This window comes from Maribacter sp. R86514, assembly GCF_044597005.1.
Classification (GTDB): domain Bacteria; phylum Bacteroidota; class Bacteroidia; order Flavobacteriales; family Flavobacteriaceae; genus Maribacter.
Map to the genome: position 1 here is coordinate 2,437,151 of NZ_CP138999.1, position 24,571 is coordinate 2,461,721.

24 protein-coding genes are annotated in these 24,571 nt (G+C 35.1%); 5 read left to right on the forward strand and 19 right to left on the reverse strand.

The genetic code is table 11. The annotated features are described in order from the left end of the window. Nucleotides 1-7: 7 nt before the first annotated feature. Complete coding sequence (locus tag SJY30_RS10740; protein WP_396632192.1) at nucleotides 8-739, reverse strand: LytR/AlgR family response regulator transcription factor; 732 nt, start codon at nucleotides 737-739, stop codon at nucleotides 8-10. Beyond that, the gene (locus SJY30_RS10745; RefSeq protein ID WP_396632193.1) at nucleotides 736-2,940 is read right to left on the reverse strand and encodes a histidine kinase; all 2,205 of its coding nucleotides are present in this window, start codon (nucleotides 2,938-2,940) and stop codon (nucleotides 736-738) included. The genes SJY30_RS10740 and SJY30_RS10745 overlap by 4 nt, the downstream gene beginning before the upstream one ends. 203 nt (nucleotides 2,941-3,143) lie before the next feature. On the opposite strand from SJY30_RS10745, the gene SJY30_RS10750 reads away from it, so the two are divergent. After that, nucleotides 3,144-4,319, forward strand: coding sequence for a VWA domain-containing protein (locus SJY30_RS10750; RefSeq protein ID WP_396632194.1), 1,176 nt, complete (start codon nucleotides 3,144-3,146; stop codon nucleotides 4,317-4,319). Between the two features lie 37 nt (nucleotides 4,320-4,356). Here SJY30_RS10750 and SJY30_RS10755 read toward each other — a convergent pair whose 3' ends face one another. After that, entirely contained in the window at nucleotides 4,357-5,379 is a 1,023-nt protein-coding gene (locus tag SJY30_RS10755) for a type IX secretion system membrane protein PorP/SprF (RefSeq protein ID WP_396632195.1), read from the reverse strand. A 123-nt stretch (nucleotides 5,380-5,502) separates the two neighbouring features. On the opposite strand from SJY30_RS10755, the gene SJY30_RS10760 reads away from it, so the two are divergent. The 4 genes from SJY30_RS10760 (at nucleotide 5,503) to SJY30_RS10775 (ending at nucleotide 9,707) form a co-directional block, all read left to right on the forward strand. After that, a complete protein-coding gene (locus SJY30_RS10760) occupies nucleotides 5,503-6,414 on the forward strand; it encodes a NifU family protein (protein ID WP_396632196.1) in 912 nt (303 codons plus the stop codon). Nucleotides 6,415-6,484: 70 nt separating this feature from the next. Next, entirely contained in the window at nucleotides 6,485-6,685 is a 201-nt protein-coding gene (locus tag SJY30_RS10765) for a dodecin family protein (RefSeq protein ID WP_027064938.1), read from the forward strand. A 67-nt stretch (nucleotides 6,686-6,752) separates the two neighbouring features. Next, on the forward strand, nucleotides 6,753-8,804 hold the full coding sequence (locus SJY30_RS10770; RefSeq protein ID WP_396632197.1) for a thioredoxin domain-containing protein: 2,052 nt from the start codon (nucleotides 6,753-6,755) through the stop codon (nucleotides 8,802-8,804). A gap of 72 nt (nucleotides 8,805-8,876) precedes the next feature. Continuing rightward, nucleotides 8,877-9,707: a mechanosensitive ion channel family protein gene (locus SJY30_RS10775; protein ID WP_396632198.1), complete on the forward strand. Its 831-nt coding sequence runs from the start codon at nucleotides 8,877-8,879 to the stop codon at nucleotides 9,705-9,707. A gap of 60 nt (nucleotides 9,708-9,767) precedes the next feature. Here the strand turns inward: SJY30_RS10775 and tsaB are convergent, their stop codons facing one another. From tsaB to SJY30_RS10855, 16 genes are all read right to left on the reverse strand, one after another. Beyond that, complete coding sequence (gene tsaB / locus SJY30_RS10780; protein WP_396632199.1) at nucleotides 9,768-10,448, reverse strand: tRNA (adenosine(37)-N6)-threonylcarbamoyltransferase complex dimerization subunit type 1 TsaB; 681 nt, start codon at nucleotides 10,446-10,448, stop codon at nucleotides 9,768-9,770. A gap of 85 nt (nucleotides 10,449-10,533) precedes the next feature. Further along, nucleotides 10,534-11,928, reverse strand: coding sequence for a TolC family protein (locus tag SJY30_RS10785; protein ID WP_396632200.1), 1,395 nt, complete (start codon nucleotides 11,926-11,928; stop codon nucleotides 10,534-10,536). A 67-nt stretch (nucleotides 11,929-11,995) separates the two neighbouring features. After that, complete coding sequence (locus SJY30_RS10790) at nucleotides 11,996-13,120, reverse strand: efflux RND transporter periplasmic adaptor subunit (RefSeq protein WP_396632201.1); 1,125 nt, start codon at nucleotides 13,118-13,120, stop codon at nucleotides 11,996-11,998. A 44-nt stretch (nucleotides 13,121-13,164) separates the two neighbouring features. After that, nucleotides 13,165-14,421: an ABC transporter permease gene (locus tag SJY30_RS10795; RefSeq protein ID WP_276471579.1), complete on the reverse strand. Its 1,257-nt coding sequence runs from the start codon at nucleotides 14,419-14,421 to the stop codon at nucleotides 13,165-13,167. Nucleotide 14,422: 1 nt separating this feature from the next. Then, nucleotides 14,423-15,652, reverse strand: coding sequence for an ABC transporter permease (locus SJY30_RS10800; protein WP_396632202.1), 1,230 nt, complete (start codon nucleotides 15,650-15,652; stop codon nucleotides 14,423-14,425). After that, nucleotides 15,645-16,346: an ABC transporter ATP-binding protein gene (locus SJY30_RS10805; RefSeq protein WP_027064946.1), complete on the reverse strand. Its 702-nt coding sequence runs from the start codon at nucleotides 16,344-16,346 to the stop codon at nucleotides 15,645-15,647. The genes SJY30_RS10800 and SJY30_RS10805 overlap by 8 nt, the downstream gene beginning before the upstream one ends. A 94-nt stretch (nucleotides 16,347-16,440) precedes the next feature. Continuing rightward, the gene (locus SJY30_RS10810) at nucleotides 16,441-17,556 is read right to left on the reverse strand and encodes an efflux RND transporter periplasmic adaptor subunit (protein WP_396632203.1); all 1,116 of its coding nucleotides are present in this window, start codon (nucleotides 17,554-17,556) and stop codon (nucleotides 16,441-16,443) included. 30 nt (nucleotides 17,557-17,586) lie between these two features. Beyond that, nucleotides 17,587-18,843 carry an ABC transporter permease gene (locus SJY30_RS10815; protein ID WP_036151940.1) on the reverse strand — a complete coding sequence of 419 codons (1,257 nt, stop codon included), beginning with the start codon at nucleotides 18,841-18,843 and terminating at the stop codon, nucleotides 17,587-17,589. Between the two features lie 37 nt (nucleotides 18,844-18,880). After that, nucleotides 18,881-20,128 (reverse strand): ABC transporter permease, encoded by a 1,248-nt coding sequence (locus SJY30_RS10820; protein WP_396632204.1) that lies wholly within the window; start codon nucleotides 20,126-20,128, stop codon nucleotides 18,881-18,883. Between the two features lie 115 nt (nucleotides 20,129-20,243). Further along, nucleotides 20,244-20,462 (reverse strand): hypothetical protein, encoded by a 219-nt coding sequence (locus tag SJY30_RS10825; protein ID WP_396632205.1) that lies wholly within the window; start codon nucleotides 20,460-20,462, stop codon nucleotides 20,244-20,246. Next, entirely contained in the window at nucleotides 20,452-20,985 is a 534-nt protein-coding gene (locus SJY30_RS10830) for a DUF420 domain-containing protein (RefSeq protein ID WP_396632206.1), read from the reverse strand. Before SJY30_RS10830 ends, SJY30_RS10825 begins: the two co-directional genes overlap by 11 nt. A gap of 4 nt (nucleotides 20,986-20,989) precedes the next feature. Beyond that, on the reverse strand, nucleotides 20,990-21,724 hold the full coding sequence (locus SJY30_RS10835) for an SCO family protein (protein ID WP_396632207.1): 735 nt from the start codon (nucleotides 21,722-21,724) through the stop codon (nucleotides 20,990-20,992). A 3-nt stretch (nucleotides 21,725-21,727) separates the two neighbouring features. Beyond that, nucleotides 21,728-22,351 carry a hypothetical protein gene (locus SJY30_RS10840; protein WP_396632208.1) on the reverse strand — a complete coding sequence of 208 codons (624 nt, stop codon included), beginning with the start codon at nucleotides 22,349-22,351 and terminating at the stop codon, nucleotides 21,728-21,730. A 125-nt stretch (nucleotides 22,352-22,476) separates the two neighbouring features. Beyond that, nucleotides 22,477-22,860: a cytochrome C oxidase subunit IV family protein gene (locus SJY30_RS10845; RefSeq protein ID WP_396632209.1), complete on the reverse strand. Its 384-nt coding sequence runs from the start codon at nucleotides 22,858-22,860 to the stop codon at nucleotides 22,477-22,479. A 53-nt stretch (nucleotides 22,861-22,913) separates the two neighbouring features. Then, nucleotides 22,914-23,891: a cytochrome c oxidase subunit 3 gene (locus tag SJY30_RS10850; protein ID WP_396632210.1), complete on the reverse strand. Its 978-nt coding sequence runs from the start codon at nucleotides 23,889-23,891 to the stop codon at nucleotides 22,914-22,916. 98 nt (nucleotides 23,892-23,989) lie between these two features. Next, the gene (locus SJY30_RS10855; RefSeq protein ID WP_396632211.1) at nucleotides 23,990-24,571 is read right to left on the reverse strand and encodes a heme-copper oxidase subunit III; all 582 of its coding nucleotides are present in this window, start codon (nucleotides 24,569-24,571) and stop codon (nucleotides 23,990-23,992) included.

A 24,571-nucleotide genomic window follows, 5' to 3' on the forward strand; every position in this document is an offset into this window, starting at 1 on the left:
AATTCTTTTAATTAAAATAGGATAGAAAATCTTTCTTTTTTGATGCGGAAACCATCACTTCTTTACCATTAGACATTACTACACTTCCTCCTTTACCTTTTCTGTACTTCACCACCTCGTTTACATTTACTAAAAAAGATTTATGTACTCGCGCAAACGGATAGTCGGTTAAAGCATCTTCAAAATATTTTAATGTTTTACTGACCAAAATCTTCTTATTCAATAAGTAAATTTCAGTATAATTATCATCGGCCTTACAATATAGTATTTCGGCAATATTCAAAACTTGAAATCCGTCTTGCTGTGGCAATGTCAACTTCCCTTCAACTCCGTTAGACTTGGCACTTAACACCTCTCCCTCTAAACTAGCTTCTTTTTCACGAACACCGTCTACATACTCCACCGCATTTACCAACTCATCTATATTGATAGGTTTCGTCAAATAATAAGCGGCATGATTGTTTAAAGCATCTTTTGCGTAATGATCATAAGCCGTAACAAAAACGGTTTCAAAGGTTCTGTCCGGTAATTGATCAAGTAAATCGAACGCATTACCAAAAGGCATCTCTACATCTAAAAACACCAAATCTAAATCGTTGTCTCCAATTAAGACCAAGGCTTCTTTAATTGATGAAGCCTCACCCAACAAATTTACACTTGGGCAATATTTAGCAATATAATTTCTTAATATCTCTCTACTATTTGCCTCATCTTCTACTAAAATTGCGTTTAAGCTCATTTTTCTCTTTTTAAAATGAATAGGACTTTAGTTCCTGAACCATCTGAATGTAAATCTGAAATTTTGATATCTACTTTATCTGTATACATATCGTTTAGAATAGCTACACGTTTTTTAATGATGCCCATTCCTTTAGACTTTTGTTTTCGTTGATTTTGGGTTTTAATTTCGGCAGATTTCTTTCTTCCAATACCATTATCCGTAATAGAAATAATTATGGATTCTGCAGTATTCTCCTTTATAGTGACCAACAACTCCCCTTTCTCATCCCTATATCGTAACCCGTGCCAAATAGCGTTTTCTATATATGGTTGCAATAACATTGGCGGTATTTGAAATTTAGAAACCTGTACATTCTCATCAACAATTATCTGATAATCGAACTTATCTTCGAATCTAGAATGTTCTAGTTTTATATAAAGCTCTAGCTGTTGCATTTCTTTTTCTAAGGGAATAAAATCTTCTTCAGAATTTTCAAGAACAGAGCGCATCAACTTTGAAAAATCACTTAGGTATCTATTAGCGCTACGTTCATCACTTTTAGAAATAAAGTTATTTACCGAATTCAATGCATTAAAAATAAAGTGCGGATTCATTTGCGACCTCAACGATTTCAACGCCAATAAATTATTTGCCAGTTTTTGTTGTTGATTGCTACGGTAAAAGAAAAAAGCAGCCAGTAAGGTTAATAGGAGCCCGAATATGAGTGAATAAATCACCAATTGCTGCCGCTTATTACTCTCTTTCACCAACTCCTGCTCCGTAAGTGCTAGATCATACTTGCTTTGCGATAATTCTCTTTCTTGCTCTAAACCTGTAAGTCGGTTTTCTGCATTTGCAATTTCACGATTAAATCTTGAAGCTCTAGAAATTTCTTGTTCTTTACGAACATATAGCGAATCTACTAAAGCCACATAACTTTGGTAGGTGTCTAATGCCTTGGTAAAATCACCTTTTACTTTGTACACTTCAGACAACTTTCTAGTAGCATCTTTTTGCACTACCAAATCATTATCTGAATCTGCCTCAACAATACTTTTCTCTAAAAAAGGTATAGCCTCATTGTACCTGTCTTGAGAGATATATGCGTTTGCAATTTTATAGTTTATACGCTGTGATGTTATGGTATCGCCTAATTCTAATTTCTTGACACCTGCGTTAGGCGAATTCAGTTTCTTTAATTCTTGAAGACTACTTTTACGCATATTTATCTCTTCATTGAACCTACTTTTTGTATTGTAGAAATCTGCGACCTTTTCTTTTTCTTGTAATGCTCTTTTTGGTGCAGATTGAGTTGCTAATTCCAATGAACTATCATAATAAGCCTCAGCTTCCATGTTTTGGTTTCCCAAAGAATATGTATCTGCTATTTTAGAATTTAAATCGATCATCTTTGATGTAATCTGATTCTTATCGGCAATTAACAAGCCTCTATTATACAAGTCCAAAGCTTCTTGAGTTCTACCGTTTCCTTTTTTCGCATCACCTAACAGCTCATAGAGTTGTACACTTTGGCGCGATGGCAAGGACTTAATCTCCAATAACGGATTCAATAGCTCTAAACTTTCACCAAAGCTGTTGGTTAAGTTATACGCCCTAGCCAAAAGCAAAGAAGTTGAAATCGTCTTATTGTTTTCTAAAGCATCTTCATAATTATCGATAGCTAAATCTAATTGCTTATGATATTGATAGATCTCACCAAGTTTAGAAAGCGACCTTGCCAGTTCTTTCTTTCGTCCTCGCTTACCTAAAATTGAAATTGATTGCGCTACCAAATCTATACTTCTTTCAATATCTTGGGCTTTATACTCTTCTGCTGAATCTAATAATTGCTGATGCTTGACAGCTATATCTGGTAATGATTTTGAACGACTACTACTTGATGAAGATTCATAATCCTCTACTAAGATTAAAACATCGTCATTCTTCTGTACATCGTACCGTAAAGTCTCAATATCATCATGCTCTATTACAAGCTGATCACCAATTCTAGTTCTAATTTTAAATTCTCCTAATGCATTAGTAATTACAAAGTCTCCCAAATTGTTATAAACGGAAACACCAGATATTGGTTTTCCTGTATTTCTAACTTCTACCCTACCCTCTAAAGTAAATCGTAGTGCATCATTTTGCCCCTGGGAATAAAGCGTACTCCATCCCAAAAGAAAACATATTACGATATATATACTATAATTTTTCATCTGCTATTACTACGGTAAACTTAGCTGATTATTGTGGCACTAAAAAATACGAAATACTCAAAACACCTAATAATAAGCTATCATTTCATTGGTTAACAAACTCCGCACTACACTTTACGAAGTGAAACGGACAGTTCGCTCATTATCGTTATTCAGAGAAATACTTTGATTTTAGTTTAGCATTGAATTTAAAACAAAAAACGATGAAAACGATTAAACAACTTGGATCATTCGGCATAGCACTTCTTACTTTAACTACAGTATTTGCATGTAATACTACCGATAAAAAAAAGCCCATTGAATTAATTGCTCAAGCTTCTGAAACTATTGAACCCAAAGAAACGAATACCGTTCAGATAGCTTTGTTATTAGATACTAGCAATAGTATGGACGGACTAATAAACCAAGCAAAATCTCAGCTTTGGGATATCGTAAATGAGTTCAGTTATGCAAAATGCGGAAATGACAGCAGACCAAATTTACAAATTGCACTATACCAATATGGTAATGACAACCTATCCGCAAACGAAGGTTATATTCAGCAAGTATTAGGCTTTAGCAGTGATTTAGACGAAATTTCAGAGAAGTTATTTTCTTTGACCACCAATGGCGGCGAAGAGTATTGCGGAAAGGTACTACAAACCTCTTTACACCAATTACCATGGAATAAGAACCCAGATTTACTGCGAATGATTTTTATTGCAGGCAATGAACCATTTACTCAAGGTAGATATAACTACAGAACTGCATTAGCTAATGCCAATGAAAAAGATGTAGTGGTTAACACCATCTTCTGTGGAAATTATGAATTAGGAATAAATACCGATTGGAAAAATGGTGCTTCATTAACAGGTGGGGAATATATGGCTATTGATCACAACAAAGAAGTTGTACATATTAACACTCCCTATGACGATATCATCATAAAACTGAATTCCAAATTAAATACCACTTATGTATCTTATGGGTCGATGGGGCAATCAAAAATTATCGCACAAAAAGCACAAGACAGTAATGCATTAGAGATGGAAGAAGCGGTTGCCGTGAAAAGAGCGGTCAGTAAAAGTTCTAGACTTTACAATAATAAAAAATGGGATTTGGTCGATGCTTACGACGATGCCGTATTTGAAATCAGTTTAGTAGAAAATGACGAATTACCTAAAGAACTACAAGGTAAAAATGAAAAAGAAATAAAAATGTTTATTGAATCTAAAAAGTTTGAAAGGCAAGAGATTCAAAAAGAGATTAAAGAATACAACTCAAAAAGATTAGCTTATATTTCTAAACATCAGAAAGATGAAAATTCAGGAGAGCTTGAAAATGCTATGATCAAAGCAATAAAAAAACAAGCCAAAACAAAAAACTACAGTTGGGAATAATAGAATCTCAGGTCTGCTCAATTACGAGCAGGCCTTTTTAATTTGCTGCAGGACAGTAACAATCGTACTTACGTTCTATTTGTCCAAAATCATACCCTAAAGTAATTTGATGAAAACCCCCATTATCAAAACGGTAATCGTTCATTTGGTATGAGTAGTTATATGAAACCATAAAGTTTTTGAAGTTGGCACCAACTATTGGGGTTACCAATTGCAAGCGTTGTTCTCCAAATGAAGTGCCGTCTTGAAACTGTGCTCCATCAAAACTTCTTCTATATGATAGTCCGCCCCAAATACGCCCAAAATCTACATCCTTGTATACCTTAGCATTGATATCCATACTTTTTTCCTTTGTAAATTCAGTCAGTTGAAAAAGTATAGAAGGCTCAAATTGCCATTCACTTCTACCAAAAACATAACCTGCGGATACTAAAAATCTTCTAATATTATCAATAACCAATTCCTCTGGGTCGTCATTTCTATCTCTGTAATATATGTTTCTTTTGCTTCCGGTAAGTGCATTGATTACAGCGAAATGGGTATAGAATTCTTGATAATTGTAAGAAACACCAATATCCACATTTGAGTAAGAAGAACTTAATTTTATACCAGAAATGGCTGGATCAATCATAGCAGACCTAAACTCGGTCTCATCTAAACTGCTTTGTAAAATGGTTGCGCTCAAACCAAAAGATAATTGATTCAACTGTCTTACATCATCTCCCCCCATTCTTAAATGGTGAGCATATGTTAGTTTCAATCCTGTTTGAGAATGGTATCCGTTAGCATCATTAAATATGATTGCTCCAATACCACTAGGAGAATCTCCCAATCGAAAATGTGCATTTATTGTCTGTAAACTTGGTGCATCATCAACATCGAACCATTGTTTTCTAGCAGTAGCCCTAATTTTACCACCTTCACCAATACCTGCCATAGATGGATATACCAGATAATAATTATCTGATAAATAATCAAAATAAACGGGAATACCTTCTTGTGCGGTAGATTTTAAACCAATCATAAGCACGGAAAAGAATAGAAGTAAGTGGTATTTCATCTTGGGACTTTAAAACTAGGGTTTAGTTTCACTAATATAATGTGTATAACGAGTTAACCTCAACATTATTATGTAGGTACAAACTAAGATTTCCTTTGTATTTTTGCATAAAAATATTGAGAGATGAAAGAGTATTCGATTACGGTAGTTAAAACCAATAACCCAAATATTTTAAAGTTCGAAACTAATCATATTTTAGTCCAACGAAAAAATTACGAATTCAAGAATATTGACGATGCTAAAAACTCTCCTCTAGCACAGCAATTATTTCATTTGCCATTTATTAAAACGGTATACATTTCCGGTGATTTTATTGGATTGGAACGCTATGACATTGTGCAATGGGAAGATGTAAAGGATGAAGTTGCACAACAGTTGGTTGAGTATTTAAATGCCGGTGAGCCTATTGTGATAGAAGAAGACATGGACAAACCAGTTCCGGTAACAGTTTATGCCGAGGTTACACCAAACCCATCTACTATGAAATTTGTAGCAAGCAAGAAAATAGTGGCTTCTGCTTTCGAATTCAAAAATATTGATGAAGCTAGAGATTCTAAATTGGCTATGGAGCTATTTCAGTTCCCATTTGTTAAGCAAGTTTTCATTGACGAGAATTACGTCTCTGTATCTAAATTTGAAGTTGCAGAATGGGATGACATCACTATAGAATTACGTGAAGTAATTAGAAATTTCATTGCTGACGGTAAACAGATTGTTGCAGATAATGCAAAAGCAATTGGTGAAGAAGCACAGGTATCAGAAACAGTATCTGCTGAAAACACTATAGAACTTGACGAAACATCTCAAGAGATCGTTGATATTTTAGAAGAGTATGTAAAACCTGCTGTTGCTAGTGACGGTGGTAACATTATGTTTAAATCATATGATGTTGACAGCAAAACTGTAAATGTAATTTTACAAGGTGCTTGCAGCGGATGTCCTTCTTCAACCTTTACCCTTAAAAATGGTATTGAAACCATGTTAAAGAATATGATGGGCGATAAGGTGAATGAAGTGGTTGCGCTAAACGGTTAATTATTAAATGAATCGAATTAAACATTGCTATTAGTTTTTGTAACTTGTAGAAAATCTAAAAACAATAATTATGGCAGTTTTAAAAGTAATTGAAATATTAGCAAATTCTGATAACGGATGGGAAGACGCGGCAAAAAAAGCAGTTTCTGAAGCATCAAAATCAGTAAAGAATATCAAGTCGGTTTACATCAACGAGCAAAGTGCTACTGTTGAAGACGGTAAAATCAAAAATTATAGAGTGAACGTGAAAATCACTTTCGAAGTGAAATAACAATCATTCAACAGCATTAAAAGCGCCAAAAGGCGCTTTTTTTTGCTTTAAAAATAAAATACATATCATGCCAACCCCACAAAAGCATACAAACAATCTAATTAAAGAAAGTAGTCCGTATTTACTGCAGCATGCTCATAACCCAGTTAATTGGGAAGCTTGGAACGATGAAGCTTTGCTAAAGGCTAAAAAAGAAAATAAATTAATTCTTATTAGTATCGGTTACGCCGCCTGCCACTGGTGCCATGTTATGGAGCATGAATGCTTTGAAGACGAAGAAGTAGCCGAAGCAATGAACGCTCACTTTATTAACATTAAAGTGGACAGGGAAGAAAGACCGGATATCGACCATATTTATATGGACGCCCTACAAATGATGACCGGTAGTGGAGGCTGGCCTTTAAATATTCTTGCCTTGCCCGACGGCAGACCTTTCTGGGGCGCAACCTTCGTTAAAAAACAAGAATGGATACAAGTATTGAATCAACTTCAACAGCTCTATATTGATGACCCTGATAAAATTATTGGATATGCCGAAAACATGGCAACCGGACTTAAAGAGATAAATGCCATAACAACAGGTGAAAACCAAGATTTAATTCAAGATTCGGAAATTGATGTAATGGTTGCAGATTGGTCAAAATACTTTGACACTTTCTTAGGAGGATACAAACGGGCACCTAAATTTATGATGCCTACCAACCTTAATTTTTTACAATACTATTCTCATGCAAAACAAGATAGTGCAGTAGATGAATATGTAAACACCACCTTAACAAGAATGGCCTGGGGCGGCATATTTGATCATGTGGGTGGTGGGTTCTCTAGATATTCAGTAGACACGAAATGGCATGTTCCCCATTTTGAAAAAATGTTATATGACAATGGTTTATTGATCAGTCTTTACGCAAATGCATATGCTAAGACCAATAACGAGCTCTATAAAAATGTCGTTGAAAAGAGTATAACTTTTCTAGAAGAAGAACTGTTAGATAAAAGCAATGGGTTTTACTCTTCTTTAGATGCTGATAGCTTGACTAATGATAACAAATTAGTAGAAGGTGCATTTTATGTTTGGCAGAAAGAACAACTCAAAGAACTTTTAAAAGACGATTACCCTATTTTCAGTGAATACTTCAGCATTAATTCTTATGGATATTGGGAAGATGAAAACTACGTACTTATTAGAGATTCAGAATCATTGGTCATTGCAATGAATCATTCTATCACAAAAGTTGAGTTGCAACAAATCATATCTAAATGCCTGTCTTTAATGAAAATGGAGAGAGCCAAGAGAAATAAACCAAGATTAGATGATAAAATCCTAACCTCTTGGAATGGCTTGACATTAAAAGGACTCACAGATGCCTACAGGTATTTAGAAAATGAAAAATATTTGAACCTTGCTATTAACAATGCTAGTTTTATTCTAGAACATATGACCACAGAAGATGGTGGTTTATATCGCAACTTCAAAAATGGAAAAAGTACCATTCATGGTTTCCTAGAAGATTACGCTTCTATAATAGATGCATTCATTGGACTGTATGAAGTTTCATTCGATGAGAAATGGCTTAATCACAGTTTTGAATTAGCAAAATATGTCATTAAAAATTTCTCAGATTCTGAAACTGGTCTATTCTTTTTCACATCCAATAATAACGATAATCTGATTAGGAAGACCTTAGAAGTTTCAGATAACGTAATTCCGTCTTCCAACTCCTTGATGGCGCATAATTTACATAAGCTCTCAAAATATTTTCCTGAAGATAATTTTGATAGTCGTTTACATCAAATGATGAAAAGCATGAAAATTGCTATCACTGAAAATCCTCAAAATCATGCCAATTGGCTTCATTTGGCACAGCTAATGAGTGAGAATTTCTATGAATTGGTCGTTATCGGTGAAAACTTTGAACTCATATGCGCAAGCCTCATGAAGAACTATATGCCAAACGCTATATTTGCTGCTTCAAATGTTAAAACTAGCAACTTACCATTATTGATGAATAGGTATGTAATGAACAAAACGCTAATCTACGTTTGTAATTACGGTAGCTGTCAAATGCCCGTAGAAGAACCAAGCAAAGCTTTAGATCTTGTCTCTCCTATCATTTAACCATTGTTTAGACTCTTACTTTTTACGGGGTACTTACAATTAGCTAAGTTGGCTGTTAAAAAAAAAAAGAATATGTTAGATAAAATAATGAATCTGCAAGAACATGCAGATAATGCTATAGCTTGGCTTTGGGATGTACTACCGAGTATATTATGGGCCATTTTTCTATTAATTGCCGGCACATATGTCATACGTTTCATTAATAAAATGGTACGTAAATTTTTCGCAAATAAAGATTACGATTTAGCCTTAGAAACATTCTTACAAAGCTTTATCAGTATTGCTTTAAAAATAATACTCTTCATATTGGTCATTACCCAATTAGGGGTTCAAACAAGTTCTTTAGTTGCCATTTTGGCTTCTGCAGGTTTGGCTATTGGTTTAGCGTTACAAGGCTCATTAGCTAATTTTGCCGGTGGCGTTCTTATATTGTTATTTAAACCCTTTAAAATAGGAGATTTTATATCTGCCCAAGGTGTTGATGGTACCGTAAAAGAGATTTCGATCTTCACTACCAAAGTGAGCACATTTGGAAACCAAATTGCAATTATACCCAATGGACAATTATCTAATAACACCATTACAAACTATAACGCGCAAGACACTAGAAGAGACAAAATCGATGTAGGTATTGGGTATACTTCTAACATTAAAGAAGCCAAAGAAATTCTTTTAGCCATATGTAATGAACGTGAAACGATTCATAAAACACCAGCACCTGAAGTTTATGTAGGTGAATTAGGAGACAGTTCGGTTAATCTCACATTACGTTTTTGGGCTGATAATGGTGATTTTTGGGCAGCACATTTTTATGTGATGGAAGAAATAAAATACCGTTTTGATGCTGCTGGAATTGAAATTCCGTTCCCACAACGCGTTGTTACTCAAATGAAAACAGATTAACAGGTATTACAAATAAAAAAGCCCTTGAGTAATCAAGGGCTTTTTTATTTATTTAAACTTTTACGATTTTACTTTCTTGGTTTGTAGCACAAAGTCTTTTAGATAATACGGCTCAAAATAGGCTACATCTTCAAAATCAGAAGCATTAAACTTTTCCGATGAAATAAAAGCCATTCCTTTAGCAGAAGGCACTACTTCACAATGGTAGGATATAGATTCTAGTGGAAACAGTTCTTTTATCTTCTCTGCTCCACTACCTAAAAAGTGAATATGTTTTGTATTGATATATTCTTTAAAAGAATTTTCATCTATTATTTCAGCTTTGGTTTCTCTTATCTCCTTACCATTCTCATCAAAAACCGAAGAATACACCTCCATACGCCTTGCATCTAATACAGGAATCAGCACTTCACCATCTTTGATTTTTACTTGTGATGCCATACTTTTCAAAGTAGAAACAGATATTAACGGAATACCTAAAGCATAACTAAGCCCTTTTGCCGCCGAAACTCCAATTCGGAGTCCTGTATAAGAACCCGGACCTTTACTGACCGCTATAGCTTCTAAATCTTCCATTTTCAAAGAAGCTTCCTGCATTACCTCTTCAATAAAAATATGTAGTTTCTCTGCATGTGAATAGTTTGCAGAATTCAATTCTCTAATTGCAAGAATCTCGCCGTCTTTAGCAACACAGACCGAACAATTTGTTGATGAAGTTTCTAGATTTAATAGTATGCCCATATTGCAAAGGTATTACATACTATAAAATGAAAAAGCCTGTATACATTAAAATGTTACAGGCCCATCAATTATAGTTTTGTTTATTTTATTCTAACGAAATAGGAATACCAAAATAGAATTCTAATATTTTTAATCTAAATATGTAATCGTATTTTGTTCTAATAACATCTGCCTTTGCATTGTCAATCCTTGATTGAGCCTGACTATATTCGAAAGCGTTCATTAAACCTACATCGAACCTTTCTTTTGAATATTCAAAAGCCAACGTTGTCGCTTCCAAAGTTTTTTCGGCTGCTTCATATGATTTTAAAAAGGTAGAAACATTAACATATGCTTGCTGTATTTCTGCCTCTAGGGCAAGCTTATCCTGTTCTAATTGAAGCTTTGAACTTTCCAAATTAATCGCTGCACGTTTAATGTTATTCTTTACACTGAACCCATTGAAGACTGGTACATTAATCTGAAAACCATAAGAAATACCATCATTAAGATAAAATTGGTTAGTAATTGATTCTCTAGTTAAGAGAAGGGTACCTTGATTATTGGGATCAAACAAAAATTGCCCAGGATTATTAGGGTCTGGCACTGGCGCAAATTGATTTGTATAAAATGTATTATAATTAAAAAAAGCATTTATGGTAGGATAAAGTGCCCCTTTGGCAATTTGTTGATCTTTTTCAGCAATTGCGACGTTAGATTCTGAAACCTTGATATCGTTTCTAAACTCTAATGCTTTAGAAAAAATATCCTTTGCCGAGTTATTTAAAATGTCTGAAAGAGGTATATTAAACTCTTCATCTGCTATCTCAAAATTAGCATAATCCGTTATTTGTAAAATCTGAGCCAAACTAATCTTAGATATTAAAATTAGACCTTCATTATTAACTATTTGTTGTTCTTGGGTAGCTGCTGTAGCTTGTATTTCCAATAAATCTCCTCTGGGCACAACTCCAGAATCCACTAACTCTTTAGTTCTTTTTAAATCCTGCTCAGTTACTGCGTATTGCGCTTTAGCTACCTCTAAAGCCTCTTTATTGGACAATATTTGCAAATATGAATTAGCCACGCTAAGTCGAATATCATCTTTCAAATCATCCAAACGAAATTGACTTGCTATAGTATTTAATTTAGCTCTGTTTAATCTATGGATATTTTGAAGACCATCAAAAAGTGTAACGCCAGTGGTAATACCAGGAGTAACAGAAAATATAGTTCCAGAAACATTTGCATTACTGTTAGGATCAACAACTAAACCTGACCTTTCAGAAACTCCAGAACTTAAATTTAAATTAGGCAAAAATGCTCCGACCGCATCTGATTTATCTATTTTAACCGTTGCCAAATCCAATTCCAATTGTTCTATTGTCAGGTTATTTTCTACCGCATAAGCCACACACTCTTCTAATGTCCATTTCTTTTGCTGCGCCATACCCATTACAACAGAACATAATAGTAGTAATCCCGTGATTTTTACTTTCATTTTATTGTTTTTAAAACCAACCTATAAATAGGCTGCTCGATTCGTTTTTTGATTTGATTGATTATTTTTAATCCTCGTTCGGACCATTGTCTTCACTCTTAGCTTCTAACTTGTTCCAGATTTTTATTTTAGAATCTTCATCGATACCAGAAACAATTTCTACGTCGATACCATCACTTACACCAAGCTCAAGTTCTCTTTTTTCAAATTCATTATCACCAGTCTCTACCTCAACGTATGGCTTATTGGTTTCTTTATCAAACTGCAACAATGCTTCTTTAATAGAAAGCACATCTTTCTTTTCTTCTAAGACAATTGCAGCGTTTGCGCTATAACCAGCTCTAATATTAGTACTATCAGACACTACCAAATCACCTTCAATTTTAAACTGAACGGCACCTTCTTCTTCCACTCCTTTAGGAGCAATGAACTTTAACTTGGCATTAAATTTTTCATCTTGTAAGGCACCCATGCTAATTTCTAATGGCATGCCTACTTTAAGTTTCCCTACTTCAGCTTCATCAACTTCGCCTTCAAAAATCATTTTAGACATATCGGCAATAAATGCAATCGTTGTACCGTCATTGAAATTATTACTTTCAATAACCTGATCACCTACCTCTACTGGGATTTCTAATAAAGTACCAGTTACCGTAGCCCTAATATTGGTATTTGCACTAGATGAGCCACCTGCAGAACCTACTCTAATTATCTGATAGTCTGCCTGAGCATTTTGCAGTTCTTGCGTAGCCTGATCAAAACGTAATTGTAACGCATTGAAATCTTGACTAGAAATCACCCCTTTATCAAATAGCGTTTTATTTCGGTCGTATTCAATCTTTGTATTACTTAAAGCAATTTTGGCATTGTTTACTCTACCACGAGCCTGATTTAAAGACTGTTCATTGGGTACAACTTTTATCGTAGCAATTAGATCACCAGCTTTAACTTGAACCCCTTCTTCTAAATATACTTTTTGAATAATACCTGAAATTTGAGGTTTGATCTCAATTTCATCTTGTGGTATTACCTTACCGGTAACAACAACCTTGTTGGTAATATCTCTTTTTTCAACGGTCTCCGTTTCATATGTTTTTAAAGGAGTGCTGTTCTTTTTCATGAAATAGACTACTGCAGCCAGTATTCCAAAAACTACTAATCCTATTAATACGTACTTTACATACTTGTTCATGCTCAACTATTTGATTGTTATTTATTCTTTTGTTGTTTGGTCTGTTACTCTTCTCTTAAAGCGTCTATTGGTTTTATTCTAATGGCTCTATTCGCAGGTATCAATCCTATTAAAACACTAAGACCTACCATTAAAACAAAGGAACCTAAAAATTGTGGTATGCTGATCATAAGGTTATAAAAGGGTACATCACTATTCTCGCCGATCATATTATTCGCAATAGCTAGAAACCCGATTGCGATTGCAAAACCGACAAAACCTGCAAATACCGTAATTACGATAGACTCCAGTACAATTTGTCTCTTTACTACTTTAGGGGTTGCACCCAAGGCGCGTCTAATTCCTATTTCTTTTGTACGTTCTTTTACGGTAATTAAAAGAATATTACTAATAGCAATGACACCTGCCAGTAAAGTCAAAATTCCAACGAAGAAAGAGACGCCTTGTAACACACCTGTAAATGCCGATACATTATTAAACACTTCAGACATGTCGAAACTTCCAATGGCGCGTTCGTCTGTTGGGTTGATATCATATTTGTTCTTCAGCAAACGTTTTATCTGACTTTCCACTACAGGTACTTTGGTATCTGACTGAACCGAGATTGCCATCCATCCCATTCTATCTCCAGAACCAAATGCTTTTTGAAATGTTGAAAACGGAATATAAACCGAATTCTCTCCGTCAATATTTATGTTTTGGTTTGGCTTATAAATTCCGACGATATTAAAGAACACTCCGTTAATACGAACATCTTCCCCTATAGCATTTTCGCCTTTTTCAAATAGAAGTTTATACGTTTCTTCTCCAATAACACACACCTTTTTAGACTCGGTCATGTCATTTTCATTCAGAAATCTACCTTCTACTAGCTTCTTCTTCATGATTTCATCCACATTAGGATAATCACCATAAACTGCCGAACCACTAGTCAAACCATTTCTATATACAGTAACCACGCCCCTATGACTACCAAGTTCTATTCGCGGGGCAAGAACTTCTATTTCTGGAATCTGTTCTTTTAAAATGGTAGCATCTTCCAATTTAAATTGAATTCTACGTCCTCTTTCAAATCCTTTATAAGGCTCTGACGTACTTTGACTCCAAACAAATAGACTGTTAGATGCGGTACCTGCAAATATTTTTTGAAAACCATTACTCATTCCGTTTGCACCACCTAAAAGCAATACAAGAATTATCATAGCGATAATAACCCCTAACATGGTTAAGAATGTGCGAAACAAGTTCTTACCTAATGTGGCAAAAATCTCTGACCATAAATCTCTATCAAATATCCACATATTATTTATCGCTTAATGCTACAATTGGTTTTACTCTCGCGGCTTTCATTGCCGGAATCAATCCTGCTAAAACTCCTGCAACAATCAATATTATAGTTGCGGTCACAACCATTGACATACTAACGGACGGATTGGCAAATGCACCTGTTTTAATACTTGGGCCAATGGCCGCCAATAATCCCGTTGCAATTCCTAATCCTATAAATCCGGATAAGGCCGTTATAAAAACAGATTCGAACAACACTAATTTTATGATTGACCACGGCTCGGCACCCAAAGCTTTACGCACACCAATTTCTTTTGTACGCTCTTTAATGATAAACACCATAATATTACCGATACCTACAATACCAGATAGTAATATTAAAAGTCCCACTATAATTACCGCAATATCCAAACCACCAGTAAAGTTGCTGATGTCTTCAAAAACCTCAGCGTAGTTAAAGATTCTAATTCCCGATTGGTCTTTCGGAGCAATTTTAAAACGTCTTCTAAAAACATTTTCTAATCTATCTGAAAAAGCTAGTGCTTCGGTTAAATCGTAATTAGGATTATAGGTTAAAGCAATCTGGTCAATATGATCCGTTTGACCATACATTTTTTGATAGGTAGTGGTAGGTGCGTAAATGTTACGCTCTGCATTATCATCACCATCATCGGTAAAAATACCAATGACCCTAAAAGGCAACCCGTTGAACTCAACGAACTTGCCTAGTGCATCTTCGTTTTTAAATAAATCTTCCTCTACTTTTCTGCCGATAACAGCAACTTTAGAAGCATTCATTAAATCGTTGGTATTGATGAAGCGACCCTTACTTACAATCGTCTTTTCAATAGCCTGGTGATCCGGATGAACAGCCTGTATATTGTAACTACCCGTTTCGCTCTTATAACGTGCCGATGTATTTTGATATACTCTCGGGCTTATATATTCTACGTCGTTAGGAAAACTTCTTTTAATGTATTCAACATCGTCGTTTGTCATTTGAATTCTTCGCCCAGCTTCAAATCCGCCATAAGCTAATGAAGTAGTACCTGTTCTTACAAAAATGGAGTTGGTAGCGTCATCACTAAACTGTAGCGTAAAGCCGTTTTGCATTCCCTTTACAGAAGCCAAAAGCAATACCAAAATGAAAATACCCCAACCTACCGAAAACCCGGTAAGGAAAGTTCTAAGCTTGTTGTTGCTTATACTATGGTATATTTCTTGCCAAATGTCTCTATCAAACATATTGCTCGGCTCTTACTTGTTCTATTTTCTTATCCTCTATGATAACCCCATCCTTCAAATGCACAATACGCTTACACATATCTGCAATATCAGGCTCGTGCGTAACGATCAATATGGTATTCCCCGCATCGTTAATTTTCTGTATCAAGTCCATCACCTCGTAAGATGTTTTACTATCCAATGCACCTGTAGGCTCATCTGCAAGCAATACTTTAGGTTCGGCAGCTAAAGCTCTTGCTATGGCAACACGTTGTTTTTGACCACCAGAAAGTTCACTAGGTAAATGACCGGCCCATTCTTTAAGACCAACTTGTTCTAAATATTTTAAAGCTTTTTCTTGACGTTCTTTTCTTGGTACTTTTTGATAGTATAACGGTAAGGCCACATTCTCTGCAGCACTCTTATAATTGATAAGATTGAACGATTGAAAAACAAAACCTAAAAACTTGTTTCTATATCTAGCAGCTTTAGTTTCGTTTAAATCCTTTATAGGAACATTATCTAATATATATTCTCCGGAATCAGAGCTATCCAACATTCCTAAAATATTCAATAAGGTAGATTTACCAGAACCAGAAGAACCCATGATAGCTACTAGCTCACCTTCTTCAACATTAAAATTTATTCCTTTAAGAACGTGAAGTGAATTCTTGCCCATTTTATAGGACTTATGAAGATCTTTAATTTGAATCATGTTGGTTGTTGTTTTGAACAATTTTACACTGTCTATACATTAGACTATGTCGTGTAATATTTGTTACATCAATTGAATTATTTTTTTTTGATTTTTAGTTTTCAGCAAGCTCATCTGGCACTACCTCGTTCCAAACCTTTATTTTTTCTCCTTCTTCTATACCTGAATTGATCTGTACATGAATGCCATCACTAATACCCAACTCAATATCTCTTCTTTCAAATTCTTGATCGCCCGTAGCGATTTCCACGAAAGGTTTTTTGGTTTTATCATCAAACTGAACCAAAGCTTCTTTTACTGCTAAAACGCTATCAGCACGCGCTAAAATAATAGAGGCATTAGCACTTAAGCCTGCTCTAATGAATACGGAATCTTGTTTTTTAAGTGTACCTTTTATTTCGAATTGAATAGCGCCATTCTCTTCATTTCCTTTCGGAGCTATATAATTCAATACGGCATCGAATACTTTATCTTCTATGGCACCAACGGTAATTTCTAACGGAAGGTTCTCCTTAATTTTACCCACCTCAGATTCATCTACCTTACCTTCAAAAATCATTTTATCCACATCTGCAATAGCTGCTATGGTAGTACCTTCGTTAAAGTTATTACTTTCAATTACTTGGTTACCTACTTCTACAGGCACTTCTAGTACCATACCACTAACAGTTGCCCTTATTTGTGTATTTGCAGCATTCCCAAAACCAGAAGTAGTACCCGTTTTTACAATGTCATACCTTTTATTGGCGGCTGCATAAGATTGCTTAGACTGGTCATAACTCAACTGAGCACGCTCTAAGTCTACCTTAGAAATCACCCCTTTGGTAAACAATCCTTTTTGACGATCAAGGTTTCTCAATTGATCATCTAAATTGATTTTGGCTTCATTGATATTATTTCTAGCATCGTTTAATGAACTTAAATTAGGCACTACTTTAATGGTACACAGCAAATCGCCAGATTTTACATAATCTCCGCCCTCCACGAAAATCTTTTCTATCACTCCCGAGATATTCGGTTTTATCAATACTTCTTCTAACGGAAGAATACTACCCGTAGCCATTGTCTTTTTTATTATGGTCTGCTTAGAAGGCTCTTCTGTTTCGTATACTACGGGATCTTCTGCATTTTTAGAATACAAATAGAACATAGAACCGCCAAAGGCTAGTACGATAATTAGCAGGATTACGATTGTTGTTGACTTTTTCATTTTTTGATTGGTTATATTTTGATGATAATTTTATTCTGTTCTCAAAGCTTCAATTGGTCTTATTTTAATAGCACTCTGTGCTGGTATGAAGCCTGCTAACAATCCCGAAAATATTAAAATGACCAGTGCACTGACCACCACACCCAAACTTACACTTGGGTTCACAAACATATCTACCGGACCTACGGAATCAAGAACCGCATTAACGCCATATATAAATGCAGCACCGAAAACGATACCGATCATGCCAGATATGATAGTTAGGAAAATAGACTCCATTAAAATTTGTTTTTTAATAGACCAAGGAGCTTCGCCCAGAGCCCTACGAATCCCGATTTCTTTGGTTCGTTCTTTAATTACAATGAGCATAATATTACTTACCCCAATAATTCCGGATAGTAATACAAGCACGCCCACAAAATAGGCTACCCAGCGTAATGCGCCGAACAAACTTTCTACTCTATTAAACTGTTCATACAAGTCAAAATACCCGACGGCACGTTTATCATCTGGGTGAATTTTTCTTTTCTCTTTGACCACACCTACTATCTTCTCTTTCAAATTAGATATGGAACTACCGTCATGAGCGGTAATAGCCATCCACCCAACATCATTACCCATATTAAAAGCTTGTGAGAATGCCGTGAACGGAACATAAATTTCTTTCTGACCTTCTTCACCACCACCATCATCTTTCTTTTGATAGGTACCCACTACCATGAAATTAACCCCTTGAATTTTAATATAAGTCCCCAATACTGTTTCACCTTGGTCATAAAGTTCATTTCTTACACCAACACCAATGACGGCCACCTTCCGTTTATCTTGAATATCGTTGTGGTTCACAAACCTACCAGATGTTATGGTCATAGGTTCTTGCCTTATTATTTCAGGATAGTCACCATAGACATTGAATGCACCTGTTTTCAAACCTCGCACTACATTATTACCACTGCCAAAACCGCCTAATTGGTTACGGGGAGAAATAAACCTTAAGTTGGGAACATTATCATTTATAGCCTGTACATCTTCAATTTTGAAACTAAAGCGTCTTCCTTTTGGCAGTCCTTTATATGACATGGTCGTATTACGAGACCACATAAACATTGTATTGGTAGCTATATCGCCAAAATCGGCACGAATACCATTTTCCAATCCTTTGCCTGCAGCAAGTAGTATAATCAAAATGAATATACCCCAACCCACGCCAAAAGAAGTAGCCAATGTTCTAAACACATTGCTAGACAATACCTCTAAAATTTCTTTCCACCGGTCTCTATTGAACATGGTTACATCTTAATTATTTAAACTTTTCATTTTTGAACTACTCATCTCTCAATGCTTCTATAACATGAATTTTAGCTGCTCTCCATGCAGGGAAAAATCCCGCTATCGCTCCTGCAAAAATTAGTACAAATACAGTGGTTAAGGCAACATTGAAGTTCACTGAGGGATTCAGTACATAATCTACCTCTATATGTGGACCCACAATCTCCAAAAGCCCCATGCTTAAAATAAGTCCTGTAAAACCTGCAATTGCAGTAATAAAAATTGCTTCGTGCAAAATCATCCCAACAATTGACCATGGCTTGGCACCAAGAGCTTTTCGAATTCCAATTTCTCTTGTACGCTCTTTAACGACAATCAACATGATATTACTAACACCTACAATACCAGCGATGATAGTACACACACCTACAAACCAAAAGAAGAATTTAATACCACCCATTAATGCATAAAAGCGCTTAGCCTCTTCCATAGGGTTATATACTTGAATTGCGCTTGTATCTTCAGGAGCTACGGTATGTGCTTTTTGTAAATACGATTTTAATTCGTTCTTAAATTTGATAGATTGTGCAACGGCAGTTTCAAAATCATCTACCTTAGGCAAAGTATAGGATAGATTATTTAAATGATCAGCGCCATTGAAAACCTGTTGCGCGGTACTTACAGGAATATAAATACGGTCTTCTTCTCGTTCACCCCCAATATCACCGTATACCCCAACAATTTTAAACGGGATACCAGATAGGTCTAAAAACGCCCCTAAAGGACTTTCTAATTCTGAAAATACTTCTCGATTGATCTTATTACTGATGATGGCAACTTTAGCCTTAGAAACTCCATCTTGTTGATTAAGGAATCTACCTAAGGTCATATACTCATTTTCGATAAATTGAAATTGATCGGAAACACCCTGTACATTATAAGCTAAAGACTCACTACCATAGTTTACAAAAACATCTCTTACAAATAGCCTTGGCGATTTATTCTCAATTTGGTCATCAAACAAAGCACCGGCCATGTCATAGTTCTCGTTTCGGAACTGTATCGGTCTACCTGGATTCATACCCTTATAACCAATAGTGGTTACCCCAGGCCAGACCCAAACACTTGTGGCAGCATCTTGCTCAAATTCTTTGGCTATACCATTTTGCATGCCTTGACCAAAACCCAATAAAATAACTAGAATGAATATTCCTGAAGCAACGGAAAGTCCTGTGAGAAAAGTGCGTAACTTATTCTTGCGAATAGTATCGAAAATTTCTTGCCAACGTTCTAAGTCGAACATAAGATGGATTGATTAGTTTGATTGATTGATGAGCGCGATACAACTATCACACAATCATAAGACTAACCAAATGGAAGATTGTTACACTTTTTGTGTAAAAAAATATAAAAAAGGCTTAAGACCTCATTTTTCTGTAGATAAAATAGAAAAGACCAGCCACCAAAACATAGGGTACAGCCATTAAATAAACAATACCGTTATTTATACCTTCAGCTGCTTTACCAGAAGATTCACTTTCTAAAACCGCTCTACACATAGCACATTGCGCCTCGGCATCTATAGGAATCAACAAAAGCGTTACAACTACCAATAAGAAGATTTGTTTAGTACGCATAGTAAGGAGATATCATTAAATAAACCACAACACCGGTAACAGCAACATACAACCAAACCGGAAATGTATATTTTGCCAATGCCCTGTGCTCTTCAAACTTTTTTAAATATGCCTTGGCATATGTTCTTAAAACCAATGGTATTAAAGCAATAGACAGTACAATGTGGGTAATCAATATAAAATAATACACATATTTAATTGCACCTTCGCCACCATAACTGGTAGAATCAGATGTCATATGATATGCTATATACATCACTAAAAACAATAAAGACAATACAATATTGGTCGTCATTAAATTCTGATGTAGTTTTTCATTTCCATTTTTAATAGCCCAAACCGCAACCAACAACAAAACAGCAGTTAGCCCATTAATAGTAGCATAGATAGGAGGCAAAAAAGAAAGCGGTTCAACATTAGGCAATTTGACACCGAAAAGAATAGCTACCACTATTGGTATAACTACTGAAACAATCGCTATTAACCTATTAAACTTTTTCTCGTTCTCAACACTCCCTTGCATATTCTTATTCTTCTAACAATTTCTGGATATCAACTTTAAGAATACCGATTTCTTCGGTTTCTCCTTGATCGTTAATTCCTTTTTCTTCTAAAATAGCACCTCTATAGTAAACAATAGGGTTACCAAAATCATCTATTCTTGATCTTAAAAAACCGTCTTTATCTACTAAAGCAAAGTGACCTGAGTGCTCAAAGCCTCCAGGAACATCAGGCATTTCGGCAGCAAAAATATTAAATCCGGAATTTGCCAATTGGTAAATACCATCATGATCACCCGTCATTAGATTCCAATTCGCACCATTAATGCCATACTTCTCCACATAAGCTCTTAAAACCTGTGGTGTATCAAAATCTGGAGTAATGCTAAAAGACGCTACAGCAAAGTCGTTAGCATCCTTAAAATGATTTTGAACATCTACTAGGTTAGTTGTCATAACAGGACAAATACTTGGGCATCTAGTAAAAAAGAAATCTACCACATACACTTTACCCAGATAATCTTTATCTGACACCAGAACACTATCTTGATTGATAAATTCAAAAGATGGCACTCTACGTCTTTTACCATCTAACAAGATATAACCTAACTTTTCTTCACTATCATCTTTACCTTCTGAATTTAGACGGTCATTTTCAACGACAGAACCAGAAGATAATCTATCAACAATTCTTGGTATAACAATGATCCCGAAAATCAGAACAATTAACGAAACCCAAACGTATGTATATTTTTTATTCATTACTTATCGTTCTGCATTATTCTTCTTTAAGGCTAGACGGTATTCCGCCAAAATGATTTTCACATCATCTACCATCTTATTATTCAAATCTGAAACCAAAGTAGAATTAAAACCATATTTAGTGCCTTCATCCTCATCATCAGACCTACCTCTTAAAGTTAAACCCTTGTCGATAATAAATACATACGGAGTACTGTTATTATCATCTAACTCAATATCCGTTTTAAGGCTATTAAAAAGTTTCTTGATTTCTTCATCACTTGCGTATACAAATTTCCATTTATCATTATCAGCTAAAGTTGCCAACTCTTTTTTTAGTGCATCAACTTCATCATTAGTACCATCAGCTACTACCATTACAAATTGAAAGTCTGTAAACTCGTAAAAGCGCTTGTAAATTTTTTGATTCAAGTTAAAGGCATTTCCTTTTCTACCTTCTACATCAGAACCCAAAAAGCCCAATACCGTAATTTTATTTTTAAATTGGGTTTGATCGGAGAAATCAATTTCCTCTACATTTTTAGTTAACTGAGATAATTTACCAAAATTGTTAACCCCAGAAGCAAAGAATAAATAGGCCACTATTGGCAGCACAAACAAGACAACAAGAACAAAAGTCTTTTTCATAAATAAGGAGGACTATTTATTGAAACCTATTAAGGAGTTTCAACAGCGATAGCCATTAAATTACAAACTATACAAAAATAAAAAAGACGGTTATAAAACCGTCTTTCAATACTGTTAATTATAACTTAGAAATTCCAACCTACAAAGCCTTCTTTATATACATTATAGATATAATCTGCCTCTACAAGTAGAATAAATGTCAAATAAATAACCAAAAATATAGGTGTCCAAACTATTGCTCTTCTTAACGCCGACTTCTCATCACGTAAGTGCATAAAATCCCAAGCAATATAGTATGCTTTAACCAAAGTTAAAATGATGAAAACCCAGTTAATAAGTTTCATTCCCAATACATATGTATCTGTTAATGATACTGGTTTAATAATACCCAAAACAACTTCTACAGCAGTAATAAGCGTTAAAAATGCTAAAACTCCCCAAATTTTCTGTGTATTGGATTTGAACTTTACTAGTCCTCTGAAAATTTCTAATTTATGTCCGTCTGCCATGTTACTTTAATCTAAAATTCTTTTTACAGTAATGCTAATTGCTTTTATAATGATTATACCAAGTAGAAGAAGGTAAATACAAATACCCAAACCAAATCTACAAAGTGCCAGTATAAACCAACTTTCTCTACCATTTCATAATGCCCTCTTCGTTCGTACGTACCAAGTATAACATTGAACCAAATAATAATATTTATCACTACCCCAGAGAATACATGGAAACCGTGAAAACCTGTGATAAAGAAAAAGAAGTCGGCAAATAGTCTACTGCCATATTCATTATGAATTAAATTAGCACCTTCTACAACTTGCGTTGCATCTGCCAATTTAGCTAACGAGGCTTTTCTATCAAGAACAGTTTTCTTACCTTCTTCGTTAATAAGCTCTGTTCTAATCAACACATTTGGGTTTGCCTTAAAACCTTCAACTACTTCATTAAGTGAAACACTTGTTCTAGTAGCTTCGTCGTAAAACCAAACACCATTTTTTCTTTCATGAACGGTTCTCTCACTAGGAATAGATGTCGCGAATTCGGATAAAGCAACTCTTTTCTCTGTATCATTGGCATCTACAAATTGTAAGATTCTACCACCTTTGGTCTCTAAAGCACCAAAATCACCTTTAATAAATGTACCCCATTCCCAAGCTTGCGATCCAACGAATATAATACCACCAATTACCGTAGCGAACATATACCAGGTAACGGCGTTCTTTTTCATTTTATGACCAGCATCGACCGCCAATACCATTGTCACCGATGACATAATCAAAATAAAAGTCATAAATGCAACATATATCATGGGGTAATTACCATGAAAGAAAGGAACGTGTGTAAACACTTCGTCCGCTATGGGCCATGTTTCAATAAATTTAAATCTTGAAAAGCCGTATGCCGCTAAAAATCCAGAGAAAGTTAACGCATCCGACACAAGGAAAAACCACATCATCATTTTTCCATAGCTTGCTCCTAAAGGCTGATTGCCACCACCCCATACGTTTGTTTCCGTTCCCGTAGTCACCGTAGAATTCATATACTAATTATCGTTTTAATAAAACTTTAGCAAATTTACATTTTTTTGAACTATTTAAAAACGCAATTTGACCCAAAACTAACTTTGATTCGTTTTTTTTATTTCACAAAGAACATAAACAACACCAAATAGACCCATAATAAATCTAAAAAATGCCAAAATGTCGCCCCTAAGGTAACACCTAAATAGTTCTCTTTACTATATTTTCCTTTGTTTTGATTATACAAAACCACTAATAAAGAAATCATACCCGCTACAACGTGTACTACATGCACCATTGCTATTAAAAAAACATATGAAACTTTGATACTACTAGTAGGCCCCGTAAAGTAATACCCTTTTGCCACCATCTGGGAAAAACCCGAAAACTGCAAAAAGATAAAAAGAACTCCTAAACCTAACGTAATCCATAACCATTTAGTACCGCTAGCATTTTCACCATCCTTAATGGCCTTTTTTGCGAGCATATAAGTAACACTACTTATAATAATAACAATTGTACTGTATAGAAAAGAATCTGGCAACGAAACATCACTAGACCAATCTTCTCTAGAACTACTAACGATATAAGCACTTGTCCACCCAGCAAAACCCATTAACAAGCTAATAATTCCAAACCAAAGCATCATCTTTTTTGCCCTAGCATTCTTCTCTGCCTCCGTACCTTGTGTTAAATCCAT